This window comes from Rhizobium mongolense USDA 1844 (assembly GCF_000419765.1).
Classification (GTDB): domain Bacteria; phylum Pseudomonadota; class Alphaproteobacteria; order Rhizobiales; family Rhizobiaceae; genus Rhizobium; species Rhizobium mongolense.
Genome location: NZ_ATTQ01000005.1, coordinates 258,757 through 280,481, shown reverse-complemented (window position 1 = coordinate 280,481; position 21,725 = coordinate 258,757). Strand labels below are relative to the sequence as shown.

The following is a 21,725-nucleotide window of genomic DNA, read 5'->3' as shown; positions in this document are numbered from 1 at the left end:
TAAACCTCGTTGCTCATGCGGCTTCCGGCCCCATCGGGGGTAACCGCTTGGCATGATATTTCTTGAGATCGTTTTCTATTTTCTGATTGAGGCCATTCTTGGCCATATCATAGCCGACCTCGATGGCAGCAGCGATGCCGTCTGCATTGGCGCCGCCATGGCTCTTGATGACGATGCCGTTGAGACCAAGGAATACGCCGCCATTAACCTTGCTCGGGTCCATCTTTTCGCGAAGCATGTCGAAGGCGCTCTTGGCAAACAGATAGCCGATCCTGGCAAGCAGCGTGCGGGACATTGCGGCACGCAGATATGCGGCGATCTGTTTTGCTGTACCTTCAGCCGCTTTCAAGGCGATATTGCCCGAAAAGCCTTCGGTCACGACGACATCGACGGTGCCTTTCCCGATGTCGTCGCCTTCGACGAAACCGGAATATTCGAGCGAATCGATATTGGCCTCGCGAAGCAGCCGGCCTGCCTCCTTGACTTCTTCCTGGCCCTTCACCTCTTCGACGCCGACGTTCAGCAGTCCGATCGTCGGCCGTTCGAGTTCGAAGAGCGCGCGCGCCATAGCGCCGCCCATCAGGGCGAAGTCCATCAGTTGCTGAGAATCAGCGCCGATCGTCGCGCCGACATCGAGAACGATGCTCTCGCCCCGCAGCGTCGGCCAAATGGCCGCAATCGCCGGGCGCTCGATATTGGCCATCGTACGCAGACAGAACTTTGCCATGGCCATTAGCGCGCCGGTGTTTCCCGCGGAAACGGCGACATCAGCGTCGCCCGTCTTCACAGCCTCAATCGAGCGCCACATGGTGGAAATATAACGGCCGCGGCGCAGCGCCTGGCTGGGCTTCTCGTCCATGCGAACGGCAAGTTCGCAATCGTGGAAGACGGACTTTTCCCTCACCTTCGGAAACTTGGCGAGAACCGGATCGCACTGCTCTTTCAGTCCAAAAAAGACGAAGGAGATATCCGGATGCCTTTCCAATGCTTTCGCGGCACCGGGGATGACAACCTGGGGACCAAAGTCGCCACCCATGAGGTCGAGAGATATTCTGATCACGCGTCCCTGATCCTTTTCTTTCGCCTGAGGGGAGCGAAAATTTCGGCCAAAATACCGGTTTTCCTATCGCTTACAACTGAATTGTGTCAAATACCCCACGGGTTTTTCAGTCCTTCTGCCAATCCTTGAGCACCGCAAAGGCAGAAGGCTTCTTATCGTTTTCCCCCGTATCCTCGATATGGCCGGAGAACTCGACACCCTTCTTGCGGGGATAGGGATCGATCGCCAGCGCGGCGAATTCCATCACCACTTCTCCCGCGTCGATCGTGTCGCCGGAGAAGGTTTCAGGCAGGTCCGGCCCGTCAGGATCGAGAACCATTTCGCCAGCATCATTGGCCGGGTGCCTGGCGAGCTTCGAATTCTCGGGCACGTAGATCTGCTCGAACTGCTCGTCGATATCGGCAGGTACCGGGTCGAGTGTCACCACGCAGGCCTGAACGATCTTTGCCTGCACCCTGCCCTTCACGCGGATGCCATCCTTCTTCCAGCGATTGATCTGCAGGTCCGCACGCAGATCGTCGACGGACAGTACATCCCAGCGTTCGGCAAGCGCCTTCCGCTCCTTCTCGTCTGCTTTGAGGTGCACTTCGACAGGGTTTGCGGAGATATGGCCGACCTTGACGAGGTAAGAAAATGGAATGTCGTCGTTGCGATGCTTCATGGCGTCCTCCTTACGCTGCCTGTGGCAGCGTCGCCGAGCCGGTGGCGATCCGGTCTTCGGACTGGGCCGACAGATCGGCTTCGGCGTCAAACATCCAGTTGGCAAGCGCCGTCATGTCGTAAGCGTCGGAGGCTTGCGGATGGATGTTGCGGTTAAGGGCTGCGGCAAGGGCCGCGCGGTCGCCGGTGTCCATTGACGCCGAATAGGATTCGAGACGTCCGTAGAACATGCCGGCAAGCTTCTTCATGCGTTTCGGCACTCCGTTGTCGCTGATGCCGAGTTCGCGGATCGAATGGTCGATATCCTCAAAGAAGGCATCGACGATCTCCTGGGCAATCTCCTGTCCGCTGGATCCGGATGAGCGTGTGCGGCGGAAGAAGAGGATCATCACCAGCGACAGCATCTCGAAACGGCCCATCACGGTGTCTGGAACATGCATGGTCTCGTAGAATTCCGGCATACGGGCTGCGGCAGTCAGTACCGAGTACTGCCGTTCGACGATCGCCTGATTGTTGTTTTTCTTGCGAAAGAGCCCGAAGATCATTGTTTCTTCCGGAAAAGCCTCGTTCTTCACGCGGAGTTGCGTGGCCTGTGTTGCATGATTTCGAAAGCTGGTTTACCGAAGCAGGCGCGAATTGCAATGCCGAAGGTGGCCACTTTCGGGACAGTTCCCTTGTCGGCTCGATCTCGGCGAATTGGGAGTATTCGACCCCGGAAAGGCCACAAAGGTTTTGCATCAGCGGTGATTGCAGGGCCGGAAAGCTGCCTATCGATACCTCAAGGGAGTAGATGTCGTTGAAGAAACGGTATTTCAAGTCTGACATAAAATTCTTCAGCAGCGCAGCCATCGCCATCATGATTGCCTCAGCAGGCCTCACAGGTTGCCAAACGGGAACAGTGCTTAACGGCGGTTATATTGTCGACGAGCAATCCCTCAATCTCGTTCCGGAAGGCTCTAGCCGCGAACAGGTGCTTCTGTCGCTCGGCACGCCTTCGACGACGGCAACGTTCGACACCGAGGTCTTCTATTACATATCGCAGAAGCGCACGCGCTCCGTCGCCTTCCAGAAACTGAAGGTCGTCGACCAGAGCGTGCTTGCGATCTACTTCGACAAGGACGGCGTCGTCACGCGCCGCGCGAATTACGCGCTCCAGGACGGCAAGGTCTTCGACACGATTTCGCGCGTGACGCCGACCGGCGGCCGCGAACTGACCTTCCTGCAGCAGATTCTGGCAGGCGGCGCGGGCGGTGCAGCAAAGAGCCTGTTCGGAACGCCTTCAGGCAATCCGCAGAATCCTGCAAGTATCCGATGAATATCCGACCCAACAAAGAAACCCGCCGGATCGCTCCGGCGGGTTTCTTCTTTGTCTCAATGCGTTCGATCAGGCCAAGACCGCCAAGAGCAGCAAGGCGACGATATTGGTGATCTTGATCGCCGGATTGACGGCCGGACCTGCGGTGTCCTTGTAAGGATCGCCGACCGTGTCGCCGGTGACGGAGGCCTTGTGTGCGTCCGAGCCCTTCATGTGGCGGACGCCGTCCTTGTCGACGAAGCCGTCCTCGAAGGACTTCTTCGCGTTGTCCCATGCACCGCCGCCGGACGTCATCGAGATGGCGACGAACAGGCCGTTGATAATGACACCGAGGAGCGATGCGCCGAGTGCGGCGAAGGCCGAGGCCTTGGAGCCGGAGACCAGCAGAACACCGAAATAAACGACGATCGGAGCAAGGACCGGCAATAGCGAGGGGATGATCATCTCGCGGATTGCGGCCTTGGTCAGAAGGTCTACGGCCTTGCCGTAGTCCGGCTTTTCCGTTCCCTGCATGATGCCCGGCTTTTCCTTGAACTGACGGCGCACTTCCTCGACGATTGCGCCGGCGGCGCGGCCGACGGCCGTCATGGCGATACCCCCGAAGAGGTAGGGAATGAGCCCACCGAAGATCAATCCGGCCACCACATAGGGGTTGGAGAGATCGAATGAAATCTCCCCTATGCCTGCGAAGTAGGGAAACTTGTCGCCATTTGCCGCAAAATATTTGAGGTCATAGGAATAGGCCGCAAAAAGCACCAGCGCGCCGAGACCGGCAGAGCCGATCGCGTAGCCTTTGGTCACGGCTTTCGTCGTATTGCCGACGGCGTCGAGCGCGTCCGTCGACTTGCGGACTTCCGGCGGCAGATGGGACATTTCGGCAATGCCGCCGGCGTTGTCGGTCACGGGACCGAAGGCATCGAGCGCAACGATCATACCGGCAAGGCCGAGCATGGCGGTGACGGCGATGCCGGTGCCGAAGAGGCCGGCGAGCTGGTAGGTGCCGATAATGCCGGCGACGATGACGATCGCAGGCAGCGCCGTCGATTCCAGCGAGACCGCAAGGCCCTGGATGACGTTAGTGCCGTGGCCGGTCACGGATGCCTGGGCGATCGAGTTGACCGGGCGTTTGTTGGTGCCGGTATAATATTCGGTGATGACGACAATGAGCGCCGTTACCAAGAGGCCGACGAGGCCGCAGAAGAAGAGATTGGTACCGGTAACGTCCACACCGCCGGCCTGTCCGAGCGACCCCCAGCCCACCGTCAACGATGTTGCAGCGCCTAGACCGACGATCGACAGGAGGCCGGTGACGATAAGGCCCTTATAGAGTGCGCCCATGATCGAGCCGTTGGTTCCAAGCTTGACGAAAAAGGTACCGACGATCGAGGTGAGGATGCAGGCGCCGCAGATTGCCAGCGGATAGACCATCGCCGACTGCAGGATCGGTGCCCCGGCAAAGAAGATTGAGGCGAGAACCATGGTTGCGACGACGGAAACGGCATAGGTCTCGAAAAGGTCTGCGGCCATGCCGGCGCAGTCGCCGACATTGTCGCCGACATTATCCGCGATCGTCGCCGGGTTGCGCGGATCATCTTCCGGAATGCCTGCCTCGACCTTGCCGACGAGATCCCCGCCGACATCGGCACCCTTGGTGAAGATGCCGCCGCCCAGACGAGCGAAGATCGAGATCAGCGAGGCACCGAAGCCGAGCGCGACAAGCGCATCGATGACTTCGCGCGAACCGCTTTCATGGCCGAGCACGCCGGTCAGGATGAAATAATAGATGGATACGCCGAGCAGCGCCAAACCGGCGACGAGCATGCCGGTGATGGCACCGGATTTGAAGGCGATATCGAGGCCGGCCGAGAGGCTGTGCGATGCGGCCTGCGCCGTGCGGACGTTGGCGCGGACGGAGACGTGCATGCCGATAAAGCCGGCGGCACCGGAAAGCACGGCGCCGATCAGAAAGCCGATGGCGGCCATGCCGGAGAGAAGCAGCCAGGCTGCAATGAAAACAACGATGCCGACGATCGCAATCGTCTTGTACTGGCGCATGAGATAGGCCTGCGCGCCTTCACGGATATAACCCGCGATTTCCTGCATGCGGCTGTTTCCCTGATCGGCCGCCAGCACCGAGCGGGTTGCCCAGATGGCATAAACCACCGAGAGCAGACCGCATGCAATTACGCATAAAAGAATTATCATTTCGCTCTTTCCTCCAAAAGTGCCGGAGCACTCCTCCCTCCGGCCACGAACGCAGCCGAATCGTCTTCTCTCCACAGAACGCTCTAGCTTTGCGTGCGGAGATTGCGGGGTGGGAAACACGACGTCAAGACCGCAAGGGACGAAAACCCTTGCAGTGCAGCGTAAAGCGCGAAATGGTCGGATGGCGGACGAAAGGCTTACTTCTTCATTTCGCCGCGCACCTGTTTGGCGATGCGGTCGAGCACGGCATTGACGAGCTTCGGCTCGTCATCCTCGAAGAAGGCCCGGGCGATCTCGACATATTCCGTAACGATCACGGCCACCGGCACGTCTTTGCGGTCGAGAAGTTCGAAAACGCCGGCGCGCAGGATCGCGCGCACGGTGCTGTCGAGGCGCGACAACGCCCAGTCGTCCTGCAGGGCAGAGGCGATCAAAGGATCCAGACGAAGCTGCTCGCGCACCACGCCGGAAACGATGGAACGGAACCACGCGGCATCGGCCTTGAGATAGGTCTCGCCGTCGATTTCTTGACCGAGGCGGTGAGCCTCATATTCGGCGACGATTTCCAGAACACCGGTGCCGCCAATATCCATCTGGTAGAGCGCCTGAACAGCAGCCAGACGCGCAGCGCCGCGCTGGTTTGCCGTCTTTACCTGACGCTCCGGATTTTCACTAGTCATTCGTATGCACCCAGTTTCTTCTTCAGCTCGATCATCGTGAGAGCTGCGCGAGCGGCAAAGCCGCCCTTGTCCTTGTCCGAGCGGCGGGCGCGTGCCCAAGCCTGCTCATCGTTTTCGACCGTCAGGATGCCGTTGCCGATGGCAAGGGATTCGCTGACGGCGAGATCCATCAATGCGCGGGAGGATTCGTTCGACACGATGTCGAAGTGGTAGGTCTCGCCGCGGATGACCATGCCGAGAGCGACATAGCCGTCATATCGCGTGCCGCCATTGTCAGCGCCGTCAAGCGCCATGGCAATCGCCGGCGGGATCTCCAGGGCTCCTGGAACGGTGATGACATCGTAGCTCGCGTCGGCTTCCTTGAGCGCGAAGGTTGCCCCTTCCAGAAGAGCGTCGGCCATGTCGTCGTAGAAGCGGGCTTCGACGATCAAAATATGGGGAGCGTTATCTCGCGCCATGCATCACCTTCGGTTTCTGAGGACTTTGCCATTTGGCAGGCCGCGGTCAAAACATGCCTTTCGATGAATGGCAAGCAAATTCGGATCATGGCCGGAAATCTCTGCAACAGGATAGCAGAAATATACGCCCCCCATTTGCCGTGCATGCTCGCGAGCACCTTGAAAACGGCAAATCGAAGGCAATCGTTATGAACAATTTGTAATGTTATTTCAGGCGTTTAGCTATTGAATCCACGCTGCGGTCGACCCAACTCAACAAGCGTAACGCCGACGATCCCCTGCACGACAGCCGACCGTCATAGCAGATGAAAGGATACCATCATGAACCGCGTTGCCACAATCGCCATCGTTTCCGCCTTCTCCTCCCTCGCGCTTGCCGGCGTCAGCCGTGCGGAAAGCTTCGGCATGAACAGCCCATCGGGCATCGAACAGACGCTCCGCAATTTCCGGGGTAACGACTTCACCGTAAAGCATTTCTACAACTGGCACGACGTAAGCCCCGAAGCAAATGGTCCACGCTCCGCTCCGCCACGCTCGGCACAGGATGTGCGCCAGATTCAGGCATCGATCGACGCCAACAGGATGCTGACGCGCAAGCTCGGCAATGACGGCGTCAATGTCCGCAACGTCATCAATGCCGAACAGGCGGCCGATGGCAGCATTACCTTCTATACCGACTGATCGGCGCAGGGCGGCGCAGATCGCTGCGCCGCCCTCCCCGACAATTCCACTGACACCTATTGAAAACCATCCCGGATTGATGGTCTGTTCGTACCTGCAAAAAGGGGACAAGACATGCCACGGGAGATTAAACCGGTTCTCAATATTGCCGACCTGACGCTGGATCGGTGGCAACAGGGCGCGCTCTACGAGGGCGCCGACGCATCCTTCGGCCGCCTGCTTGGCCTTTCCAATCTCGGGATCAGCTACAACGAGGTGCCGCCCGGCAAATCGAGCTGTCCGTTCCACAATCACCATGTCGAGGATGAGCTGTTCTTCGTGATCGAAGGGACAGGCGAATACCGTTTTGGAAGCGAACGTTACCCGATCAGGAAAGGCGATACGCTCGGCGCGCCTGCCGGCGGGAAGGAAACAGCACATCAGATCCTCAATACCGGCAAGACGACGCTGATCTATCTCGGCATCTCCACGATGGCGAAGACGGAGATCGTCGAATACCCGGATTCCCAAAAATTCCTCGTCAAGACAAATCACGACGTCGGGCGCTTCCGCTTCATCGGGCGCGCCGAGAACGATCTCGACTACTGGGACGGCGAAGCAGGCGCGTGAGACAGGTGTTCAGAGAAACGATATCCATGATGATCAATGTTCCGACCATCGAAACTGAGCGGTTGGTTCTGCGGCCGCACCGGCTCGACGATTTCGATGCCTACATAGACTTATGGGCCGATGAGGACGTCGTTCGCTATATCAGCGGCGTGCCATCGACACGCGAGCAGACATGGTCCCGCCTCATAAGGGCGAGCGGCATGTGGCATCATATGGGTTTCGGCTTTCTGATCATCGAGGAAAAGCAAAGCGGGCGGCTGATCGGCGAGGCAGGGTTCCACGAAGCCCGACGTGAGATGTCTCCATCCATCGAGGAAACACTGGAAACCGGATGGGTGTTGCTGCCTTCCGTACACGGACGGGGCTATGCGACAGAAGCGCTCACGGCGCTGATCGCATGGGCTGACTGTCATTTCCCCGGCAAGGAGATGACCTGCATCGTCAGCCCGGAAAACGCAGCGTCGCTACGCGTCGCGGAAAAGCTCGGCTTCCGCGAGGTGGCACGTACCGATTATCACGGCGAAATCATTCTGCTCTCGCGGCAGGGAATTCAGCCAGCCTAGCTGCATAGCGCGCCATCGTATCGACCTCGAAATTGACGAAATCGCCGGCCTCTCGCTCGCCCCATGTCGTGACTTCCAAAGTATGGCGAATGAGAAGCACGTCGAAATCCGTGCCTTCGACGGCGTTGACCGTCAGCGACGTACCATCGAGCGCTATCGAGCCTTTGGGCGCCACGAACTTCGCGAGATGCTCCGGGGCGCGCAGACGGAAGCGGGTCGCATCCCCTTCCGTAGTCACCGACAGGATTTCTGCCTTGCCGTCGACATGCCCTGAGACGATGTGGCCGCCGAGTTCGTCACCGATCTTCAGAGAACGCTCGAGATTGACGCGGGTGCCTTCCTTCCAGCTTGCAAGCGTCGTGAGCCTTAGTGCCTCTTCCCAGGCCTCCACCTCGAACCAACGCCCGTTGCTGCCTTCGTCCGGCAGGCCGGTCACCGTCAGGCAGATGCCCGAATGGGAAATCGACGCGCCCATATCGATGGACTTGGGGTCGTAATTGCTCGCGACGCGGAGCTTCACACCCTCGTTCATGGGAGAAATGGATTCGATCGTGCCGATATCGGTGACAATTCCGGTGAACATCAAAATTCTCTTTCGTATTCGTCCAGCCGGTCGTCGCCGAACATGAACGTGCCTCTATGGGCAAAACCGGATGGCATATCGGTCTTCGTCAAAGGCGATTCAATACCGCCCTCGCCGATGATGAGTCGGCCCTGGTAAAGCTGGATTCGATCGACGAGACCGGCGTCGAGAAAAAGCCGCGCCGTCTTCGCACCGCCTTCGACAAGCAGCGAGGAAATGCCGCGCGAGGCGAGCGCCGGAAGCAGCACTTCGGGATGGTAAGGATGGCAGTAGAGGATTTCGACGCCTGCAGCCCGCAGGGCTTCGGCGCGGGCCTCATCCCCCTCTGCCCTGCCGGGCATCTCCCCCGCTAGGGGAGGGATCGGCAGGTTGCCGCAGCTCGCCTCTGCTGGCACCTTGTCAGTGGTGGCGTCGGTCGCAGCGGAAGAATGCTGGCGATCGCTCACCCCATCTATCTCGCCCCTTGTAGGAGAGATGTCCGGCTGGATAAAGGGGGGTGCCTCGCCTGCAACGGCAATGGTCGGCACCTCTCGTGCTGAACGTACAAGTTTACTGCCGAGCGGCAAATCAAGCCGCGGATCAAGCACGACACGCACCGGCGACAGCGATTGCAGGCCCGGCACGCGCACCGTCAGTTCCGGGTCGTCGGCGATCGCCGTGCCGATGCCGACAAGGATGGCGTCGGTTTCGGCGCGGAGCGCCTGGACCTGTGCGCGGGCGAGAGGACTGGTGATGGCGATCTGTCCCTCGCCTTTGCGGCCGATCATGCCGTCGGCGGAAACGGCAAGCTTCAGAGTCACATAGGGCCGGTTCTTCGTCTGCCGGGTGAGATAGCCGGCGAGCGAGCGCCTGCCCTCCTGTTCCAGCACGCCGGTATCAACCTCGATGCCGGCTTCGCGCAGAAGCGCAATGCCGCGGCCAGAGACGCGCGGATCGGGATCGGTCACACTGATGACCACGCGCGCGACACCAGCGGCAATCAGAGCTTCGGCGCAGGGCGGCGTCTTGCCGTGATGAGAGCAGGGTTCGAGCGTCACATAGGCGGTGGCGCCGCGAGCCAGTTCGCCTGCCTCGGTGAGCGCCTGCGGCTCGGCATGCGGGCGCCCTCCGATCGCCGTCGTGCCGCGGCCGACGATTTCGCTGTCCTTGACGATGACGCAGCCGACGGAAGGATTTGTGGAGGTCTGACCGAGATGCAGAAGGCCAAGACGGATTGCCTCGGCCATGAAACGCTTGTCATGCAGCCCGGCGCTCAAGGCTCAGGTCTCCAAAGTGTCGCGGCTGATCTTGGCGTTGATTTCGGAGATGACCTTTTCGAAATCCTCGGCATGCGAGAAATCCCGATAGACCGACGCATACCGAACAAAGCCAACGTCATCGAGACTCTTGAGAGCTTCCAGCACCTGAAGGCCGATGGCCTCTGAGCTGATTTCGACTTCCCCGGAGCTTTCGAGGCGGCGCACAATGCCGGAAACAGCCCTTTCGATGCGGTCACGGTCGACCGGACGCTTGCGCAGCGCGATTTCGAAGGACCGCACCAGCTTGTCACGGTCGAAAGGCACCTTGCGGCCGGTCTTCTTGACGACCATCAGCTCGCGCAGTTGCACGCGCTCGAAGGTCGTGAAGCGGCCGCCGCAATCGGGACAGATCCGTCTGCGGCGGATGGACGTATTGTCCTCCGCCGGACGTGAATCCTTGACCTGGGTGTCTTCCGATCCGCAGAATGGGCAGCGCATGCGCTATCCTTAGCCGATGTAGTCGTACATTGGGAAGCGGTCGGTAAGGTCGACCACCTTGCCACGAACGGCTGCTTCGACTGCAGCGTTGCCTTCATCGGAATTGGCGACCTTCAGGCCGTCGAGAACCTCAACGATGAGGTTGCCGATTTCCTTGAATTCCGCTTCCTTGAAGCCGCGCGTCGTGCCCGCCGGAGCGCCGAGACGGACGCCGGAGGTGACGAAGGGCTTTTCCGGATCGAAGGGAATGCCGTTCTTGTTGCAGGTGATGTAGGCGCGCCCGAGCGCTGCTTCGGCGCGCTTTCCGGTCGCGTTCTTCTTGCGAAGATCGACGAGCATCAGGTGGTTGTCGGTACCGCCGGAGACGACATCGAGTCCGCCTGCCATCAGCGTCTCGGCAAGCGCCTTAGCGTTCTTGACGATCTGCGCGGCGTAGTCCTTGAATTCCGGCTGCAGCGCTTCGCCGAAGGCAACGGCCTTGGCGGCGATGATGTGCATCAGCGGACCACCCTGGAGGCCTGGGAAGACAGCCGAGTTGAACTTCTTCGCCAGATCCTCGTCGTTCGTCAAGATGACGCCGCCGCGCGGGCCGCGAAGCGACTTGTGAGTCGTGGTCGTTGCGACGTGGCAGTGCGGGAACGGCGACGGATGCTGGCCGCCGGCAACGAGGCCGGCGATATGAGCCATGTCAACCATGAGATAGGCGCCGACGGAGTCGGCAATCTCGCGGAAACGCTTCCAGTCCCAGACGCGGGAGTAAGCGGTGCCGCCGGCGATGATCAGCTTCGGCTTGTGCTCTTCGGCCTTGCGGGCGACGTCGTCCATGTCGAGCAGGTTATCGCCTTCGCGAACGCCATAGGATACGACGTTGAACCACTTGCCGGACATATTGACTGGCGAACCGTGCGTCAGGTGACCGCCCGAGTTGAGGTCAAGGCCCATAAAGGTGTCGCCTGGCTGCAGCAGCGCCAGGAAGACCGCCTGGTTCATCTGCGAGCCGGAATTCGGCTGGACGTTAGCGAAGTTGACGCCGAAGAGCTTCTTGGCGCGTTCGATCGCCAGTTCCTCAGCAATATCGACAAACTGGCAGCCGCCGTAGTAGCGCTTGCCCGGATAACCTTCCGCATATTTGTTCGTCATGATGGAGCCCTGGGCTTCCAGCACCGCGCGGGAAACGATGTTCTCCGAGGCGATCAATTCGATCTCATGCCGCTGGCGGCCGAGTTCCTTTTCAATCGCGCCGAAGATATCCGGATCGGTGTCGGCAAGCGAGCGATTGAAGAAGGTCTGCGTGGAAGCATTTGTCATGGGCGGGCTCCTCAACTGGAATGCGCGAAGGTATTAGCGTTCCGCCCTGCCGAGAGCAATACGAAGAACGACATTTGCTGAGCAATCTACGCGCAGGAGTGTCGTGGGCTTGGCATGTTGTCGTGGGATGCCCCTCACCCTAATCCTATCTGCGCCAGCTTGGAGGGGACGTGCCTCACAAAACTTAGAGATTAATCGAAGCGTTGCGACATATCCCCTTCGCCTCGTTTAAGGAGGTGCCGGCAAGCGGATGAACGGCAACCGCTGGCAAAGAAAAAACCGCGCCTTCCAGCGCGGTTTCCCAATTCATACGCAGGAAGCTTACTGAACCGGCTGTTCCATTCCAGCGGTCGTGTCGAGCGCAAGCTCGGCGTTGCCGTCCATCTGGTAGATGTCGTCGCGGAACTGCACGAGGCCGTCCGGCATGCCCCAGGCCGAGATGTAGACGAAATAGACCGGGATTTCCTCGGCGAGCGTGATCGGCGTGTTGACCCGGCTGGCGATCACCTGCTCCATCTGCTGGCGCGACCACGGTGGGGTGTCGCGCAGCAGCCAAGTCGTCAGGTCACGGACGTTCTGGACGCGGACGCAGCCGGACGACTCAAAGCGCATCAGCTTGTTGAACAAGCCCTGCTGCGGCGTGTCGTGCATGTACTCGCCGTTCTTGTTATGGAAATTGATCTTCGCCGAAGCCATGGCGTTGATCTTGCCCGGATCCTGACGGAACATCAGGTTCGGCGCCTCGCCATTCCAGTCGATGGTTTCCGGGGCGACTTCGTTGCCCTTGCCGTCAATCAGGCGAATGGCGTTCTTCTCGAGATAAGTCGGATCCTTGCGCATCAGCGGCATGATGTCCTTCTCGACGATCGAGCGCGGCGCAGTCCAATAGGGATTGAGTATGACCTCGTAGATCTTCGAGTTGACGATATGCGTCGGGCGGCTGATACGTCCGACGACGGCCGCATGACGTGTCGCCACGCTGCCGTCCTCGACCGCCTCCACATAGGCGGCCGGAATATTGACCATGACATGGCGACGGCCGAGATCTTCCGGGAAGGTCTGCAGGCGGATGAGGTTGGTGTTCAACTGCTGCAGGCGCACGTCAACAGGAATGTTCATCGCCTTCAGCGTAAATTCGCCGATGACGCCGTCTGACGGAAGGCCATGACGAGCCTGGAAGCGCTTGACCGCACCATCGACATAGGAATCGAAGGCGGAAGACATGCCTGCTTCGCGCGGCAGGTCGCCGGTGATGGCAAGGCGCTGGCGCAGAGCCTGAACGGAAGGATCCGTCACGCCGAGCTGGAGACGCAGGCCAGCCGGATTGACCTCAGGCCAACCGCCTGCGGAGGCGATCTGCTGATACTCCATGATCGCCTGCTGGATGCTCGGAACCGATTGCGGGCTGAGGATCGGGGTATTGGAGACGGCAGCACTCGCCGTACGCGAGGCAGCCTTGGCATCGAACTGGTCATCCCAGGCGCCGCGGCGCGGTGCGTTGATCAGCGCATCGAGCGCGGACTGCGCAAATGCCGGGGCGGCGATTGCACTGGCGCCGACGGTTGCCGCAGACGCAAGAAAGGCGCGGCGCGAAAGAGCTTCAATTCGGTTTTTCTTCGACATAATCCCAACCACTCAATGCCGCAGCTTGAAAGGAAAACCGCGGGCTTTGCGATTCACTGCGCCACGGCGCAGATCACTACCATTCCGTTTTCCGGCGCATCACAGATTTTCCGCGCCTGGCCATCACAAGATTGCGAGCCGGAAGCGCGGACGACTTTGAACTACCATATGAAAAGCGCCGCTTGCCGTGCATGTCCGCTGTCATACCAATATGGCCAATTCGTGTCGCCGACGTCCAATATGCCTACCGATGGTCGGGAGCGGCACGGACGAAACCATATCGATCCGTCGTAAACGGTGCTGGTTAATAACGGCTAAAAAACGGCCTGAATACGGGCCGCTGTGCTTGGGTGCGATGCGTTGCAAAGATGACACGCTTGGCCCGGAACGGCAAAACCGGACGCGCAGGGACGCATCCGGCTTTCTTCGACCTTGGAGGAGGTCTGTTACCTTAGAGCCGGTAAAGGATCTGGTCGTTCCAGAAGCGGTCGAGGCGCTGCAGGAGCTTGTTCATCTGGGTGAACTCGTCCGTGCCGATGCCGCCGACCTTGTCGATCGAGGCGATGTGGCGCTCGTAGAGCTTGGCGACTGTTTCGGCGACCTCAGTTCCGGTTTCCGTCAGGCTGATGCGGACGGAGCGGCGGTCGATGCGCGAACGCTGGTGGTTGATGAAGCCGAGATCGACCAGCTTCTTGACGTTGTAGGACACGTTCGAGCCGAGATAGTAGCCACGCGAGCGCAGCTCACCGGCGGTCAGCTCGGAATTGCCGATGTTGAAAAGGAGCAGAGCCTGGATGGCGTTGACGTCGCTGCGGCCCTGACGGTCGAACTCGTCCTTGATGACATCCAGAAGGCGGCGGTGAAGACGTTCAACAAGGTGAAGGGATTCCATGTAAAGATCACGGATGTCCTGGTCCTGCTGATCACGGAAGTTCGATACCGCCTGCGGCTTGATTTTCGTATTCATGATGACTGCCTCACTGTTTTGTTTGGCGGTGTTGGTTTTCTTCCCGCCTTGAGACAGACCCTATCGAATACAAATAAAATTCTACTTAAACTGCAGGCTTAACAGCACCTTACCGGAAACCCCGCGTTGTATCAGGGTAAATCAACGCTTACTTTGCGGCGCTGGCGGCGTTTCTCCAGCCAGAGCGCCAGGCGGAAAACCAGATAGACCAAGGCAACCGCGCCATGCATCAGAAGGATGAGCCGGTTGGAGCCAAAGGTCTGCGGCAGCAGGCCATACATCAGGATTTGTCCGCCTGCGGCGAGCACCCAAACGACCGGGCCCCAGGATACCGTCAGCCAGAGGCCGAGCGAAGCGACGGGGAAGAGAACGGCAAGGCTGGTGGCTGCAACCTTCCACGGCAAGCTCAGAAGATCGAAGCGCCCTGCCCCCACCAGTGAATAGCCAACAAGCATCGCCCAATATTGCAGGCCGAACCAGAAGCAGGAGATCGCGACCAGCCTCAGGAAGAGGATGAACAGGATGTCTATCAGCGTCCGCTTCGGCATCGTCGGAGAATCGTTTTCCATGGCGCAGACCTTAGGGTTCCCGTTGCGGCTCCACCAGCGGCTGATCCGCCGCGGCCAATCGCCCGGTTTGGTTTTCCGGTCCGTCATGATAATGAGCGGACCAAGAAATGGAATGGCCAGGGACGAAAGACAATGCAGGACAAGACGCACCTCGTCGACGAGATCACCGGACACCGCCGCATGCGCCGCAACCGCAAGGCGGACTGGACGCGCCGGCTGGTGCAGGAAAACCGGCTGACGGTGGACGACCTGATATGGCCGGTCTTCGTGATCCCCGGTTCCGGCATCGTGGAACCGATCCCCGCCATGCCCGGCGTCAACCGCATGAGCATCGACAAGTTGGCGGATGCAGCCAGGGAAGCGGCTGACCTCGGCGTCCCGGCAATCGCCACCTTCCCGAACATCGACATGGCACTACGTGACGAAACGGGCTCGAACAGCCTGGAGGCCAACAATCTCATCAATCAGGCGACGATCGCCATTAAGAAAGCCGTTGCGAATATCGGCGTGATCACCGACGTGGCTCTCGACCCTTTCACCAGTCACGGCCATGACGGTATCCTGCACGGTGGCGAAATCGTCAACGACGAGACTGTCGATCAGGTGGCGCGCGCCGCCGTCATGCAGGCTGATGCCGGTTCCGATATCATTGCCCCGTCGGAAATGATGGACGGCCGCATTGGCGCGATCCGCCGGGCGCTCGATGCCGCAGGCCACCAGAATGTCGGGATCATGAGCTATGCGACCAAGTTCGCGTCGGCATTCTACGGGCCTTATCGCGAGGCGATTTCAACCGGCGGCCTTTTGAAGGGTGACAAGAAGACCTACTATATCGATCCTTCCAATGGCACCGAGGCGATCCGCGATGCAGCACTCGATGTCGAAGAGGGTGCGGACATGCTGATGGTCAAGCCCGGTCTGCCCTATCTCGACATCTGCTGGCGGATGAAAGAGGCCTTCGGACTGCCGACCTTCGCCTATCAGGTTTCCGGCGAATATACGCAGATCAAGGCTGCCGCGATGAACGGCTGGATCGACGGCGAACGGGCGATGCTGGAAACGTTGCTTGCCTTCAAGCGCGCCGGCTGCGACGGGATCTTGACCTATTTCGCGATCGAGGTCGCCAGACTGCTGGCAAAGCGCTGATCTTCACGCATTATTGTATCTCCGGCGGCCGACCCCATATCAGTGGCATCGATTTCCAAAGGAGACCGCAGATGAGCCTTAACCCGAAACCGCTTTATGCCGCACCGGAAGACTGGCGCGCCTATAGCGGCACGCTGAGCCGGCGAGTCTTCGCGTTCATTCTCGACTACATCATCGTGCTGCTGCTCTGCATTCCCGCGGCCGTCGTGCTGTTTTTTCTGTCGATTCTGACGCTCGGCCTCGGCTTCTTTCTCTATCCGGCGCTCTTCGTGCTGGTTGCCGGCCTTTATTTCGGCTTGACGGTCGGCGGGCCGAGCCAGGCTTCGCCCGGCATGCGGGCGATGGGGATCGCAATCGTGCGCGTCGACGGCCGCCCGATGGATTTCCTTTTGGCGATCGCTCATCTGGCGCTATTCTGGATCCTTAATTCGCTCTTGACGCCGCTGATTCTGCTTGCTGGTCTTTTTACCGAGCGCAGCCGGCTGATTCACGACCTGCTTGTCGGCACGGCTACCGTTCGCACCGACTGAGGCGGCAAATAAAATCCGCCGCCGGCCTTTGCCGGCCGGCCCGCGGCGCCATATCAAAAAAGAACAGAAAATTGATAGCGCGGATAGACCAGCCGCGCTGTTGACGTTTTCTATTCTTAGTTCATGCTGTCATAAAATAGTCAGTGCGAAAGGACATTTCCCCGGCAGATGAATACGCAGGCCTCGCCATCACCGCAGTTTTATCTGACGGCTCCGGCTGCATGTCCGTATTTGCCGCATGAGATGGAGCGTAAGGTCTTCACGCATCTCGTCGGTCCGCGCGCTGCAGAAATGAACGACATCCTGACACAAGGCGGCTTCCGCCGTTCGCAGAACATCGCCTACCGCCCCGCCTGCGAAGCCTGCCGTGCCTGCGTCTCGGTGCGTATCCTCGCGCAGGAGTTCCAGCCGACGAATTCGATGAAACGGGTGCTCGCCCACAACGTCGACGTCATTGCGACCGAATTTCCGGCGCAGCCTTCTAGCGAGCAGTATTCCCTCTTCCGCCGCTATCTCGACGACCGTCACCAGCAAGGCGGCATGTCCGACATGACCGTGCTCGACTATGCGATCATGGTGGAAGATACGCATGTGAACACCAAGATCATCGAATACCGCAAACGCGAGGAAGGTTCGGGCCTGGAGACCCGTCCGCGCGGCGAGCTCCTGGCCGCCGCGCTGACCGACACGATGAGCGACGGCCTTTCCATGGTCTATTCCTATTTCAATCCCGAATATGACAAGCGCTCGCTCGGCACCTTCATGATCCTCGATCATGTGAAGCGCACAAAGGCGCTCGGCCTTCCGCATGTCTATCTCGGCTACTGGGTTCAGGGATCGCGCAAAATGGATTACAAGACGCGCTTCCAGCCGCAAGAGCACCTGACGCCGCGCGGCTGGGAACGCTTCGATCCCTCCACGATGCCCGAAAGCACGCACGACTAAATGTCCCTTCCTACCCTTTCCGGTCACCGGAAAGGCCTTGCCCTGACGGCAATCGGTGGCCTGGCCCTTTCCATGGACATTCCGCTCGTGCGACTCGCCGAAGGAAAGATGTGGCCGATCCTCGGCCTTCGCAGCATCACGACGGCTCTGGTGACACTGCTTATCATCGCAGCGATCCGCATGCTGAAAGGGAAATGGCCGATCCTGATCCCGGGCCGGCACGGCATCGCTGCGGGACTACTTTACGGCCTATCCACGCTGACCTTCCTGCTTTCTGTTTTCAACACGGCGACGGCCAACGTCGTCTTCATTGTTGCCTTCAATCCGATGTTCGGCGCGCTGCTTTCGTGGATATTCCTGAAGGAGCGGCCGCCCGTTTCCACCTTGCTGGCGATGGCCGCCATGATCGTCGGTGTCGGGCTGATCGCGCATGACGGAATTTCGAGCGGTCACACCTTCGGCGACGCGATGGCGCTGCTGAGTGCGCTCATCCTTGCCGCGGCAATCACGGTCGGCCGGGCCTCTCGGCGCAACATGGGTTTCGTGCCGCTCCTTGCCGCGATGTTCCCGGCAATCCTCGGCTTCGGCATGGCGCTGCCTGCGGACGTTTCAATTGATCATCCCGGCTGGATTATATTCAACGGCGCCATCGTGATGCCCGTCGCCTTTTGGTGTCTGGCAACCGGCCCGCGCTATCTCTCGGCCCCCGAAGTCGGCATGTTCTACCTGCTCGAGACGGTGCTTGCCCCGATCTGGGTCTGGTTCATCTTCGCCGAAATTCCGACCGCGATGACACTCATCGGCGGCGCGATCCTCATCATAGCGATCATGACGCATTCGCTCTGGATGGCACGGGCAAGAGGTGTTCGGCAGCGACGATAAGCGTAGGGCGAGGACGATATCTTTGTCCTCGCCGTCGCATATCTTCATGGGATGGTCCGAAACCATCCTTTGATCGACGGCAACAAACGGACTGGCTACCTCGCTGCGTTCACCTTCTTATATGTAAGGGCTATCTCATTGATGCCGAGAACGCACAGATTGCTGCCTTCGTCGCCTCCGTCGCCGCCTGCGAAATAGACGAAGCGGACGTGACGCGCTGTGTGCGCGATTTCAGCGTGTCCTTAGCTTGCTAGCCGGTCCGTCTGTTCCAGCACCCGTTCCAGGCCGTCCATCACACGCGTCCAACCCTGACGGGTCTTTTCTTCGAAGGCCCCCCATTCGGCGCACATTTCGTGGGACAGCGTCAGGCGGCTGCCGTCACCCAGCGGCTCGATGTCGATCTCGACGCGGTCGGGATTGTGGTCGTGCTCCTCCGCCGAGAAGCTGAAGGCCATGTGCCTCGGCCTGCGAAGTTCGAGAAATATGCCGCAGTGGCATGCGTCGCCGGTTGGGCGCCTGTCGATGATCAGAAAGCGGCCGCCGACATGGGGAGCGATTTCGGCGCGGATAACATGGCCATCCTTCGCCGCGAAAAGGAAGCGCCTGGCGATTTGCGGGTTGAGCCATGCGTCGTAGACGACGGAAGGCGGCGCATTATAGGTGTGATCGACATGCAGCTTGATGGTATTGGCAGACATTGATGCTCCTCCGTGTGAGGGCTGCGCTGCGAGCGCAATGCCCAACGGCCATTCCGTCCGTCCTCGGAATGAACCTGTTCCCAATTTTGATAACAGGAATGAGATAGAGGATGCGACCCGCTCGCCAAGAGCGGATCGCCAATTTGTTATCGCCTCAGCCGGCAAATTTGCCGCTGCGCGGGAAGCCCTTCGGAACCGTGCGGCCCGCAGAAGCGCGGTCGCCAAACCATTCGGCCAGTTCTTCCTTGTTTTTTGTGAAAGTACGGCCTGCGCTGTCTTCCCAGACGAGACCGTCGGCGATCGCGAAGCAACGGACGTCGGAAATGCCGCCATCCTTGTATCGCTGCAGGCGCACGCCCTTGCCGCGGGCCATCTCGGGAACCTGGGCCAGCGGGAAGACCAGCATCTTGCGGTTCTCGCCGACGACAGCGACGTGATCGCCGCTGACGGGCACGATCAGCTTGGTCTCGTCCGGCATCGCAACATTCATGATTTGCTTCCCCTTGCGGGTGTTGGCAGCCATTTCGGATTCCGCCACAACGAAACCGTTGCCGGCCGTCGAGACGATCAGCTGCTTGCGCGCCGGATCGTGGACGAAGGCCGTCAGCACATCCTGATCGTTATCCATGTCGACCATGATGCGCAGCGGCTCGCCATGGCCACGCCCGCCGGGCAGCTTGTCGCCGCCGAGCGTGAAGACCTTGCCGCCGGTGGTGACGACAAGGATCTTGTCCGTCGTCTGAGCCGGGAAAGCTATCTTCAGCGCATCGCCTTCCTTGAAGGTCAGGCTCGCGGTGTCCGAGATGTGGCCCTTCAGCGCACGGATCCAGCCTTTTTCGGAAACGACGACGGTGATCGGTTCCTTTTCGATCATCGCGTGCTGGATGGCTTGTTCGTCGGCTTCGGGCGCCTCGGCGAACTGCGTGCGGCGGCGGCCGATTTCGGTTGCCTTGGCGAACTTCTTCTTCACCTCGCCAATTTCCCAGGCGACCGTCTGCCACTGCTTTTCCTCGGAAGCGAGCAGCGCCTCGATGCCGGTCTTCTCCTTGGTGAGTTCGTCAAACTCAGTTCGGATTTCGAACTCTTCGAGCTTGCGCAAAGAGCGCAGCCGCATGTTGAGGATCGCCTCGACCTGGTTGTCGGTCAGTCCCCAGCGGGCCACCATCACCGGCTTCGGTTCGTCCTCCTCGCGGATGATGCGGATCACCTCGTCGATGTTCAGGTAGGCAATGAGCAAGCCACCGAGGATTTCGAGGCGTCTGTCGATTGCGGCAAGGCGGAAGCGTGAACGGCGCTGCAGGACCTCGCGGCGGTGATTCAGCCACTCCTTCAGCACCTCGTTCAGCGCCATGACGCGCGGAATGCGTCCCATGGACAAAACGTTCATGTTCAGCGGGAAGCGGCTCTCCAGCTCCGTCAACTTGAACATCGATTCCATCAGGATCGTCGGATCGACGGTACGGCTCTTCGGCACCAGCACGACACGGACGTCTTCGGCAGACTCGTCGCGTATGTCTTCCAGCAGCGGCAGCTTGCGGGCGATCAGCAGCTCGGCGATCTTTTCGATCAATCGCGACTTCTGCACCTGGAAGGGGATTTCGGTGACGATGATCTGATAGCCGCCGCGACCGAGATCTTCGATCTGCCACTTGGCGCGTACCCGGAAGCCGCCGCGGCCGGTGCGGTAGCTTTCGATGATGCTTTCGCGACCGTCGATGATAATGCCGCCCGTCGGAAAATCCGGCCCCGGAATGAACTCGACGAGCTTTTCGACGGTCGCATCCGGATGCTTGATCAAGTGCAGTGCCGCATCGCAAAGCTCATGGGCGTTATGCGAAGGAATGGAAGTCGCCATACCGACGGCGATGCCGGAGGAGCCGTTCGCGAGCAGGTTCGGGAAGGACCCCGGAAGAACGGTCGGTTCCTCGTCTTCCTCGTTATAGGTCAGGCGGAAATCGACGGCATCCTGCTCGATGCCTTCGAGAAGCAGCGCCGTGACCTCCGTCATGCGCGCTTCGGTATAACGGTAGGCGGCGGCGTTATCACCGTCGATATTGCCGAAGTTTCCCTGCCCGTCGACGAGCGGATAACGCTGGGAGAAATCCTGCGCGAGACGCACCAACGCATCGTAGACGGACTGGTCGCCATGCGGATGGAACTTACCAATGACGTCGCCGACGATGCGGGCGCATTTCTTAAAGGCCGCGTTCGGGCGTATGCCCATCTCGCTCATGGCATGAATGATGCGCCGATGAACCGGCTTCAGGCCGTCGCGGACGTCTGGAAGCGCGCGGTGCATGATGGTCGAAAGTGCATAGGCCAAGTAACGCTCCTCGAGCGCGGCCTTCAGATCAACCGGGTGAATGCTGTCGTCGTCTCCGCCGGAAGGCGGCAAAATCTCTTGTCCCATGAGCCTTGCCTAGCCCAGAAGGCGATTCACGGCAAGGAATGAGGGGGGTGGCCCTGTGGATGACGTCATGGAATGACATGAAAAGGTCATCAAGCAT

The 21,725-nt window shown here is 59.8% G+C and carries 22 protein-coding genes and 2 pseudogenes; 9 read left to right on the top strand and 15 right to left on the bottom strand.

Features of this window, described 5'->3' with window-relative positions:
- Window positions 1-13 precede the first annotated feature (13 nt).
- The 3 genes and pseudogenes from plsX to A3C3_RS0111520 form a co-directional block, all read right to left on the bottom strand.
- Window positions 14-1,060 (bottom strand): phosphate acyltransferase PlsX, encoded by a 1,047-nt coding sequence (plsX, locus tag A3C3_RS0111530; protein ID WP_022714762.1) that lies wholly within the window; start codon window positions 1,058-1,060, stop codon window positions 14-16.
- A 106-nt stretch (window positions 1,061-1,166) separates the two neighbouring features.
- Window positions 1,167-1,721 (bottom strand): YceD family protein, encoded by a 555-nt coding sequence (locus A3C3_RS0111525; RefSeq protein WP_022714761.1) that lies wholly within the window; start codon window positions 1,719-1,721, stop codon window positions 1,167-1,169.
- A gap of 10 nt (window positions 1,722-1,731) precedes the next feature.
- Window positions 1,732-2,321, bottom strand: a pseudogene (locus tag A3C3_RS0111520) (ubiquinol-cytochrome C chaperone family protein).
- 189 nt (window positions 2,322-2,510) lie between these two features.
- Between A3C3_RS0111520 and A3C3_RS0111510 the strand changes: the two are divergent.
- On the top strand, window positions 2,511-3,035 hold the full coding sequence (locus A3C3_RS0111510; protein WP_022714758.1) for an outer membrane protein assembly factor BamE: 525 nt from the start codon (window positions 2,511-2,513) through the stop codon (window positions 3,033-3,035).
- Between the two features lie 69 nt (window positions 3,036-3,104).
- Here A3C3_RS0111510 and A3C3_RS0111505 read toward each other — a convergent pair whose 3' ends face one another.
- The 3 genes from A3C3_RS0111505 to A3C3_RS0111495 form a co-directional block, all read right to left on the bottom strand.
- Entirely contained in the window at window positions 3,105-5,240 is a 2,136-nt protein-coding gene (locus A3C3_RS0111505; RefSeq protein WP_022714757.1) for a sodium-translocating pyrophosphatase, read from the bottom strand.
- A 197-nt stretch (window positions 5,241-5,437) separates the two neighbouring features.
- Entirely contained in the window at window positions 5,438-5,920 is a 483-nt protein-coding gene (gene nusB / locus A3C3_RS0111500) for a transcription antitermination factor NusB (protein ID WP_022714756.1), read from the bottom strand.
- Window positions 5,917-6,378: a 6,7-dimethyl-8-ribityllumazine synthase gene (locus A3C3_RS0111495; RefSeq protein WP_022714755.1), complete on the bottom strand. Its 462-nt coding sequence runs from the start codon at window positions 6,376-6,378 to the stop codon at window positions 5,917-5,919. The genes nusB and A3C3_RS0111495 overlap by 4 nt, the downstream gene beginning before the upstream one ends.
- A 321-nt stretch (window positions 6,379-6,699) precedes the next feature.
- Here A3C3_RS0111495 and A3C3_RS0111485 point away from each other — a divergent pair, with 321 nt between their 5' ends.
- The 3 genes from A3C3_RS0111485 (at window position 6,700) to A3C3_RS0111475 (ending at window position 8,231) form a co-directional block, all read left to right on the top strand.
- Window positions 6,700-7,059, top strand: a complete 360-nt coding sequence (locus A3C3_RS0111485; RefSeq protein WP_022714753.1) for a hypothetical protein — start codon at window positions 6,700-6,702, stop codon at window positions 7,057-7,059.
- A 114-nt stretch (window positions 7,060-7,173) separates the two neighbouring features.
- A complete protein-coding gene (locus tag A3C3_RS0111480) occupies window positions 7,174-7,668 on the top strand; it encodes a cupin domain-containing protein (protein ID WP_022714752.1) in 495 nt (164 codons plus the stop codon).
- Between the two features lie 29 nt (window positions 7,669-7,697).
- Window positions 7,698-8,231 carry a GNAT family N-acetyltransferase gene (locus A3C3_RS0111475; RefSeq protein WP_028739576.1) on the top strand — a complete coding sequence of 178 codons (534 nt, stop codon included), beginning with the start codon at window positions 7,698-7,700 and terminating at the stop codon, window positions 8,229-8,231.
- Here A3C3_RS0111475 and A3C3_RS0111470 read toward each other — a convergent pair.
- The 7 genes from A3C3_RS0111470 to A3C3_RS0111435 form a co-directional block, all read right to left on the bottom strand.
- Window positions 8,194-8,814 carry a riboflavin synthase gene (locus tag A3C3_RS0111470; RefSeq protein WP_022714750.1) on the bottom strand — a complete coding sequence of 207 codons (621 nt, stop codon included), beginning with the start codon at window positions 8,812-8,814 and terminating at the stop codon, window positions 8,194-8,196. The two genes, A3C3_RS0111475 and A3C3_RS0111470, sit on opposite strands and share 38 nt — an antisense overlap.
- Window positions 8,814-10,070: a bifunctional diaminohydroxyphosphoribosylaminopyrimidine deaminase/5-amino-6-(5-phosphoribosylamino)uracil reductase RibD gene (gene ribD / locus A3C3_RS0111465; protein WP_022714749.1), complete on the bottom strand. Its 1,257-nt coding sequence runs from the start codon at window positions 10,068-10,070 to the stop codon at window positions 8,814-8,816. Before ribD ends, A3C3_RS0111470 begins: the two co-directional genes overlap by 1 nt.
- A 3-nt stretch (window positions 10,071-10,073) precedes the next feature.
- Window positions 10,074-10,550 (bottom strand): transcriptional regulator NrdR, encoded by a 477-nt coding sequence (nrdR, locus tag A3C3_RS0111460; RefSeq protein ID WP_022714748.1) that lies wholly within the window; start codon window positions 10,548-10,550, stop codon window positions 10,074-10,076.
- 9 nt (window positions 10,551-10,559) lie between these two features.
- Window positions 10,560-11,858 carry a serine hydroxymethyltransferase gene (gene glyA / locus A3C3_RS0111455; RefSeq protein WP_022714747.1) on the bottom strand — a complete coding sequence of 433 codons (1,299 nt, stop codon included), beginning with the start codon at window positions 11,856-11,858 and terminating at the stop codon, window positions 10,560-10,562.
- A 321-nt stretch (window positions 11,859-12,179) separates the two neighbouring features.
- Entirely contained in the window at window positions 12,180-13,481 is a 1,302-nt protein-coding gene (locus A3C3_RS0111445; protein WP_022714745.1) for a L,D-transpeptidase family protein, read from the bottom strand.
- A gap of 451 nt (window positions 13,482-13,932) precedes the next feature.
- The gene (ldtR, locus tag A3C3_RS0111440; protein ID WP_022714744.1) at window positions 13,933-14,448 is read right to left on the bottom strand and encodes a transcriptional regulator LdtR; all 516 of its coding nucleotides are present in this window, start codon (window positions 14,446-14,448) and stop codon (window positions 13,933-13,935) included.
- Between the two features lie 131 nt (window positions 14,449-14,579).
- Window positions 14,580-15,017 (bottom strand): DUF6163 family protein, encoded by a 438-nt coding sequence (locus A3C3_RS0111435; protein ID WP_028739575.1) that lies wholly within the window; start codon window positions 15,015-15,017, stop codon window positions 14,580-14,582.
- A 132-nt stretch (window positions 15,018-15,149) separates the two neighbouring features.
- Here A3C3_RS0111435 and hemB point away from each other — a divergent pair, with 132 nt between their 5' ends.
- The 5 genes and pseudogenes from hemB to A3C3_RS43515 all read left to right on the top strand — a co-directional run.
- Complete coding sequence (hemB, locus tag A3C3_RS0111430) at window positions 15,150-16,163, top strand: porphobilinogen synthase (protein WP_022714742.1); 1,014 nt, start codon at window positions 15,150-15,152, stop codon at window positions 16,161-16,163.
- Between the two features lie 71 nt (window positions 16,164-16,234).
- A complete protein-coding gene (locus tag A3C3_RS0111425; RefSeq protein ID WP_022714741.1) occupies window positions 16,235-16,693 on the top strand; it encodes an RDD family protein in 459 nt (152 codons plus the stop codon).
- A gap of 168 nt (window positions 16,694-16,861) precedes the next feature.
- Window positions 16,862-17,638, top strand: coding sequence for an arginyltransferase (locus tag A3C3_RS0111420; protein ID WP_022714740.1), 777 nt, complete (start codon window positions 16,862-16,864; stop codon window positions 17,636-17,638).
- Entirely contained in the window at window positions 17,639-18,520 is an 882-nt protein-coding gene (locus tag A3C3_RS0111415) for a DMT family transporter (protein ID WP_022714739.1), read from the top strand.
- Between the two features lie 6 nt (window positions 18,521-18,526).
- Window positions 18,527-18,774, top strand: a pseudogene (locus A3C3_RS43515) (type II toxin-antitoxin system death-on-curing family toxin); the annotation flags it as partial.
- On the opposite strand, the gene A3C3_RS0111410 reads toward A3C3_RS43515, so the two are convergent.
- Together A3C3_RS0111410 and parC are read right to left on the bottom strand one after the other, a co-directional pair.
- On the bottom strand, window positions 18,763-19,218 hold the full coding sequence (locus A3C3_RS0111410) for an SRPBCC family protein (RefSeq protein WP_022714738.1): 456 nt from the start codon (window positions 19,216-19,218) through the stop codon (window positions 18,763-18,765). The pseudogene A3C3_RS43515 and the gene A3C3_RS0111410 overlap by 12 nt on opposite strands.
- 154 nt (window positions 19,219-19,372) lie before the next feature.
- Window positions 19,373-21,628 carry a DNA topoisomerase IV subunit A gene (gene parC, locus A3C3_RS0111405; RefSeq protein WP_022714737.1) on the bottom strand — a complete coding sequence of 752 codons (2,256 nt, stop codon included), beginning with the start codon at window positions 21,626-21,628 and terminating at the stop codon, window positions 19,373-19,375.
- Window positions 21,629-21,725 lie beyond the last annotated feature (97 nt).

What these genes read in the sequence shown, in the direction of transcription:
- A3C3_RS0111525 (WP_022714761.1), bottom strand. Translation starts at nt 1,721, where the DNA reads ATGAAGCATCGCAACGACGACATTCCATTTTCTTACCTCGTCAAGGTC.
- A3C3_RS0111510 (WP_022714758.1), top strand. Translation starts at nt 2,511, where the DNA reads ATGTCGTTGAAGAAACGGTATTTCAAGTCTGACATAAAATTCTTCAGC.
- A3C3_RS0111505 (WP_022714757.1), bottom strand. Translation starts at nt 5,240, where the DNA reads ATGATAATTCTTTTATGCGTAATTGCATGCGGTCTGCTCTCGGTGGTT.
- nusB (WP_022714756.1), bottom strand. Translation starts at nt 5,920, where the DNA reads ATGACTAGTGAAAATCCGGAGCGTCAGGTAAAGACGGCAAACCAGCGC.
- A3C3_RS0111495 (WP_022714755.1), bottom strand. Translation starts at nt 6,378, where the DNA reads ATGGCGCGAGATAACGCTCCCCATATTTTGATCGTCGAAGCCCGCTTC.
- A3C3_RS0111485 (WP_022714753.1), top strand. Translation starts at nt 6,700, where the DNA reads ATGAACCGCGTTGCCACAATCGCCATCGTTTCCGCCTTCTCCTCCCTC.
- A3C3_RS0111480 (WP_022714752.1), top strand. Translation starts at nt 7,174, where the DNA reads ATGCCACGGGAGATTAAACCGGTTCTCAATATTGCCGACCTGACGCTG.
- A3C3_RS0111475 (WP_028739576.1), top strand. Translation starts at nt 7,698, where the DNA reads ATGATCAATGTTCCGACCATCGAAACTGAGCGGTTGGTTCTGCGGCCG.
- A3C3_RS0111470 (WP_022714750.1), bottom strand. Translation starts at nt 8,814, where the DNA reads ATGTTCACCGGAATTGTCACCGATATCGGCACGATCGAATCCATTTCT.
- nrdR (WP_022714748.1), bottom strand. Translation starts at nt 10,550, where the DNA reads ATGCGCTGCCCATTCTGCGGATCGGAAGACACCCAGGTCAAGGATTCA.
- glyA (WP_022714747.1), bottom strand. Translation starts at nt 11,858, where the DNA reads ATGACAAATGCTTCCACGCAGACCTTCTTCAATCGCTCGCTTGCCGAC.
- A3C3_RS0111445 (WP_022714745.1), bottom strand. Translation starts at nt 13,481, where the DNA reads ATGTCGAAGAAAAACCGAATTGAAGCTCTTTCGCGCCGCGCCTTTCTT.
- ldtR (WP_022714744.1), bottom strand. Translation starts at nt 14,448, where the DNA reads ATGAATACGAAAATCAAGCCGCAGGCGGTATCGAACTTCCGTGATCAG.
- A3C3_RS0111435 (WP_028739575.1), bottom strand. Translation starts at nt 15,017, where the DNA reads ATGGAAAACGATTCTCCGACGATGCCGAAGCGGACGCTGATAGACATC.
- hemB (WP_022714742.1), top strand. Translation starts at nt 15,150, where the DNA reads ATGCAGGACAAGACGCACCTCGTCGACGAGATCACCGGACACCGCCGC.
- A3C3_RS0111425 (WP_022714741.1), top strand. Translation starts at nt 16,235, where the DNA reads ATGAGCCTTAACCCGAAACCGCTTTATGCCGCACCGGAAGACTGGCGC.
- A3C3_RS0111420 (WP_022714740.1), top strand. Translation starts at nt 16,862, where the DNA reads ATGAATACGCAGGCCTCGCCATCACCGCAGTTTTATCTGACGGCTCCG.
- A3C3_RS0111415 (WP_022714739.1), top strand. Translation starts at nt 17,639, where the DNA reads ATGTCCCTTCCTACCCTTTCCGGTCACCGGAAAGGCCTTGCCCTGACG.
- A3C3_RS0111410 (WP_022714738.1), bottom strand. Translation starts at nt 19,218, where the DNA reads ATGTCTGCCAATACCATCAAGCTGCATGTCGATCACACCTATAATGCG.
- parC (WP_022714737.1), bottom strand. Translation starts at nt 21,628, where the DNA reads ATGGGACAAGAGATTTTGCCGCCTTCCGGCGGAGACGACGACAGCATT.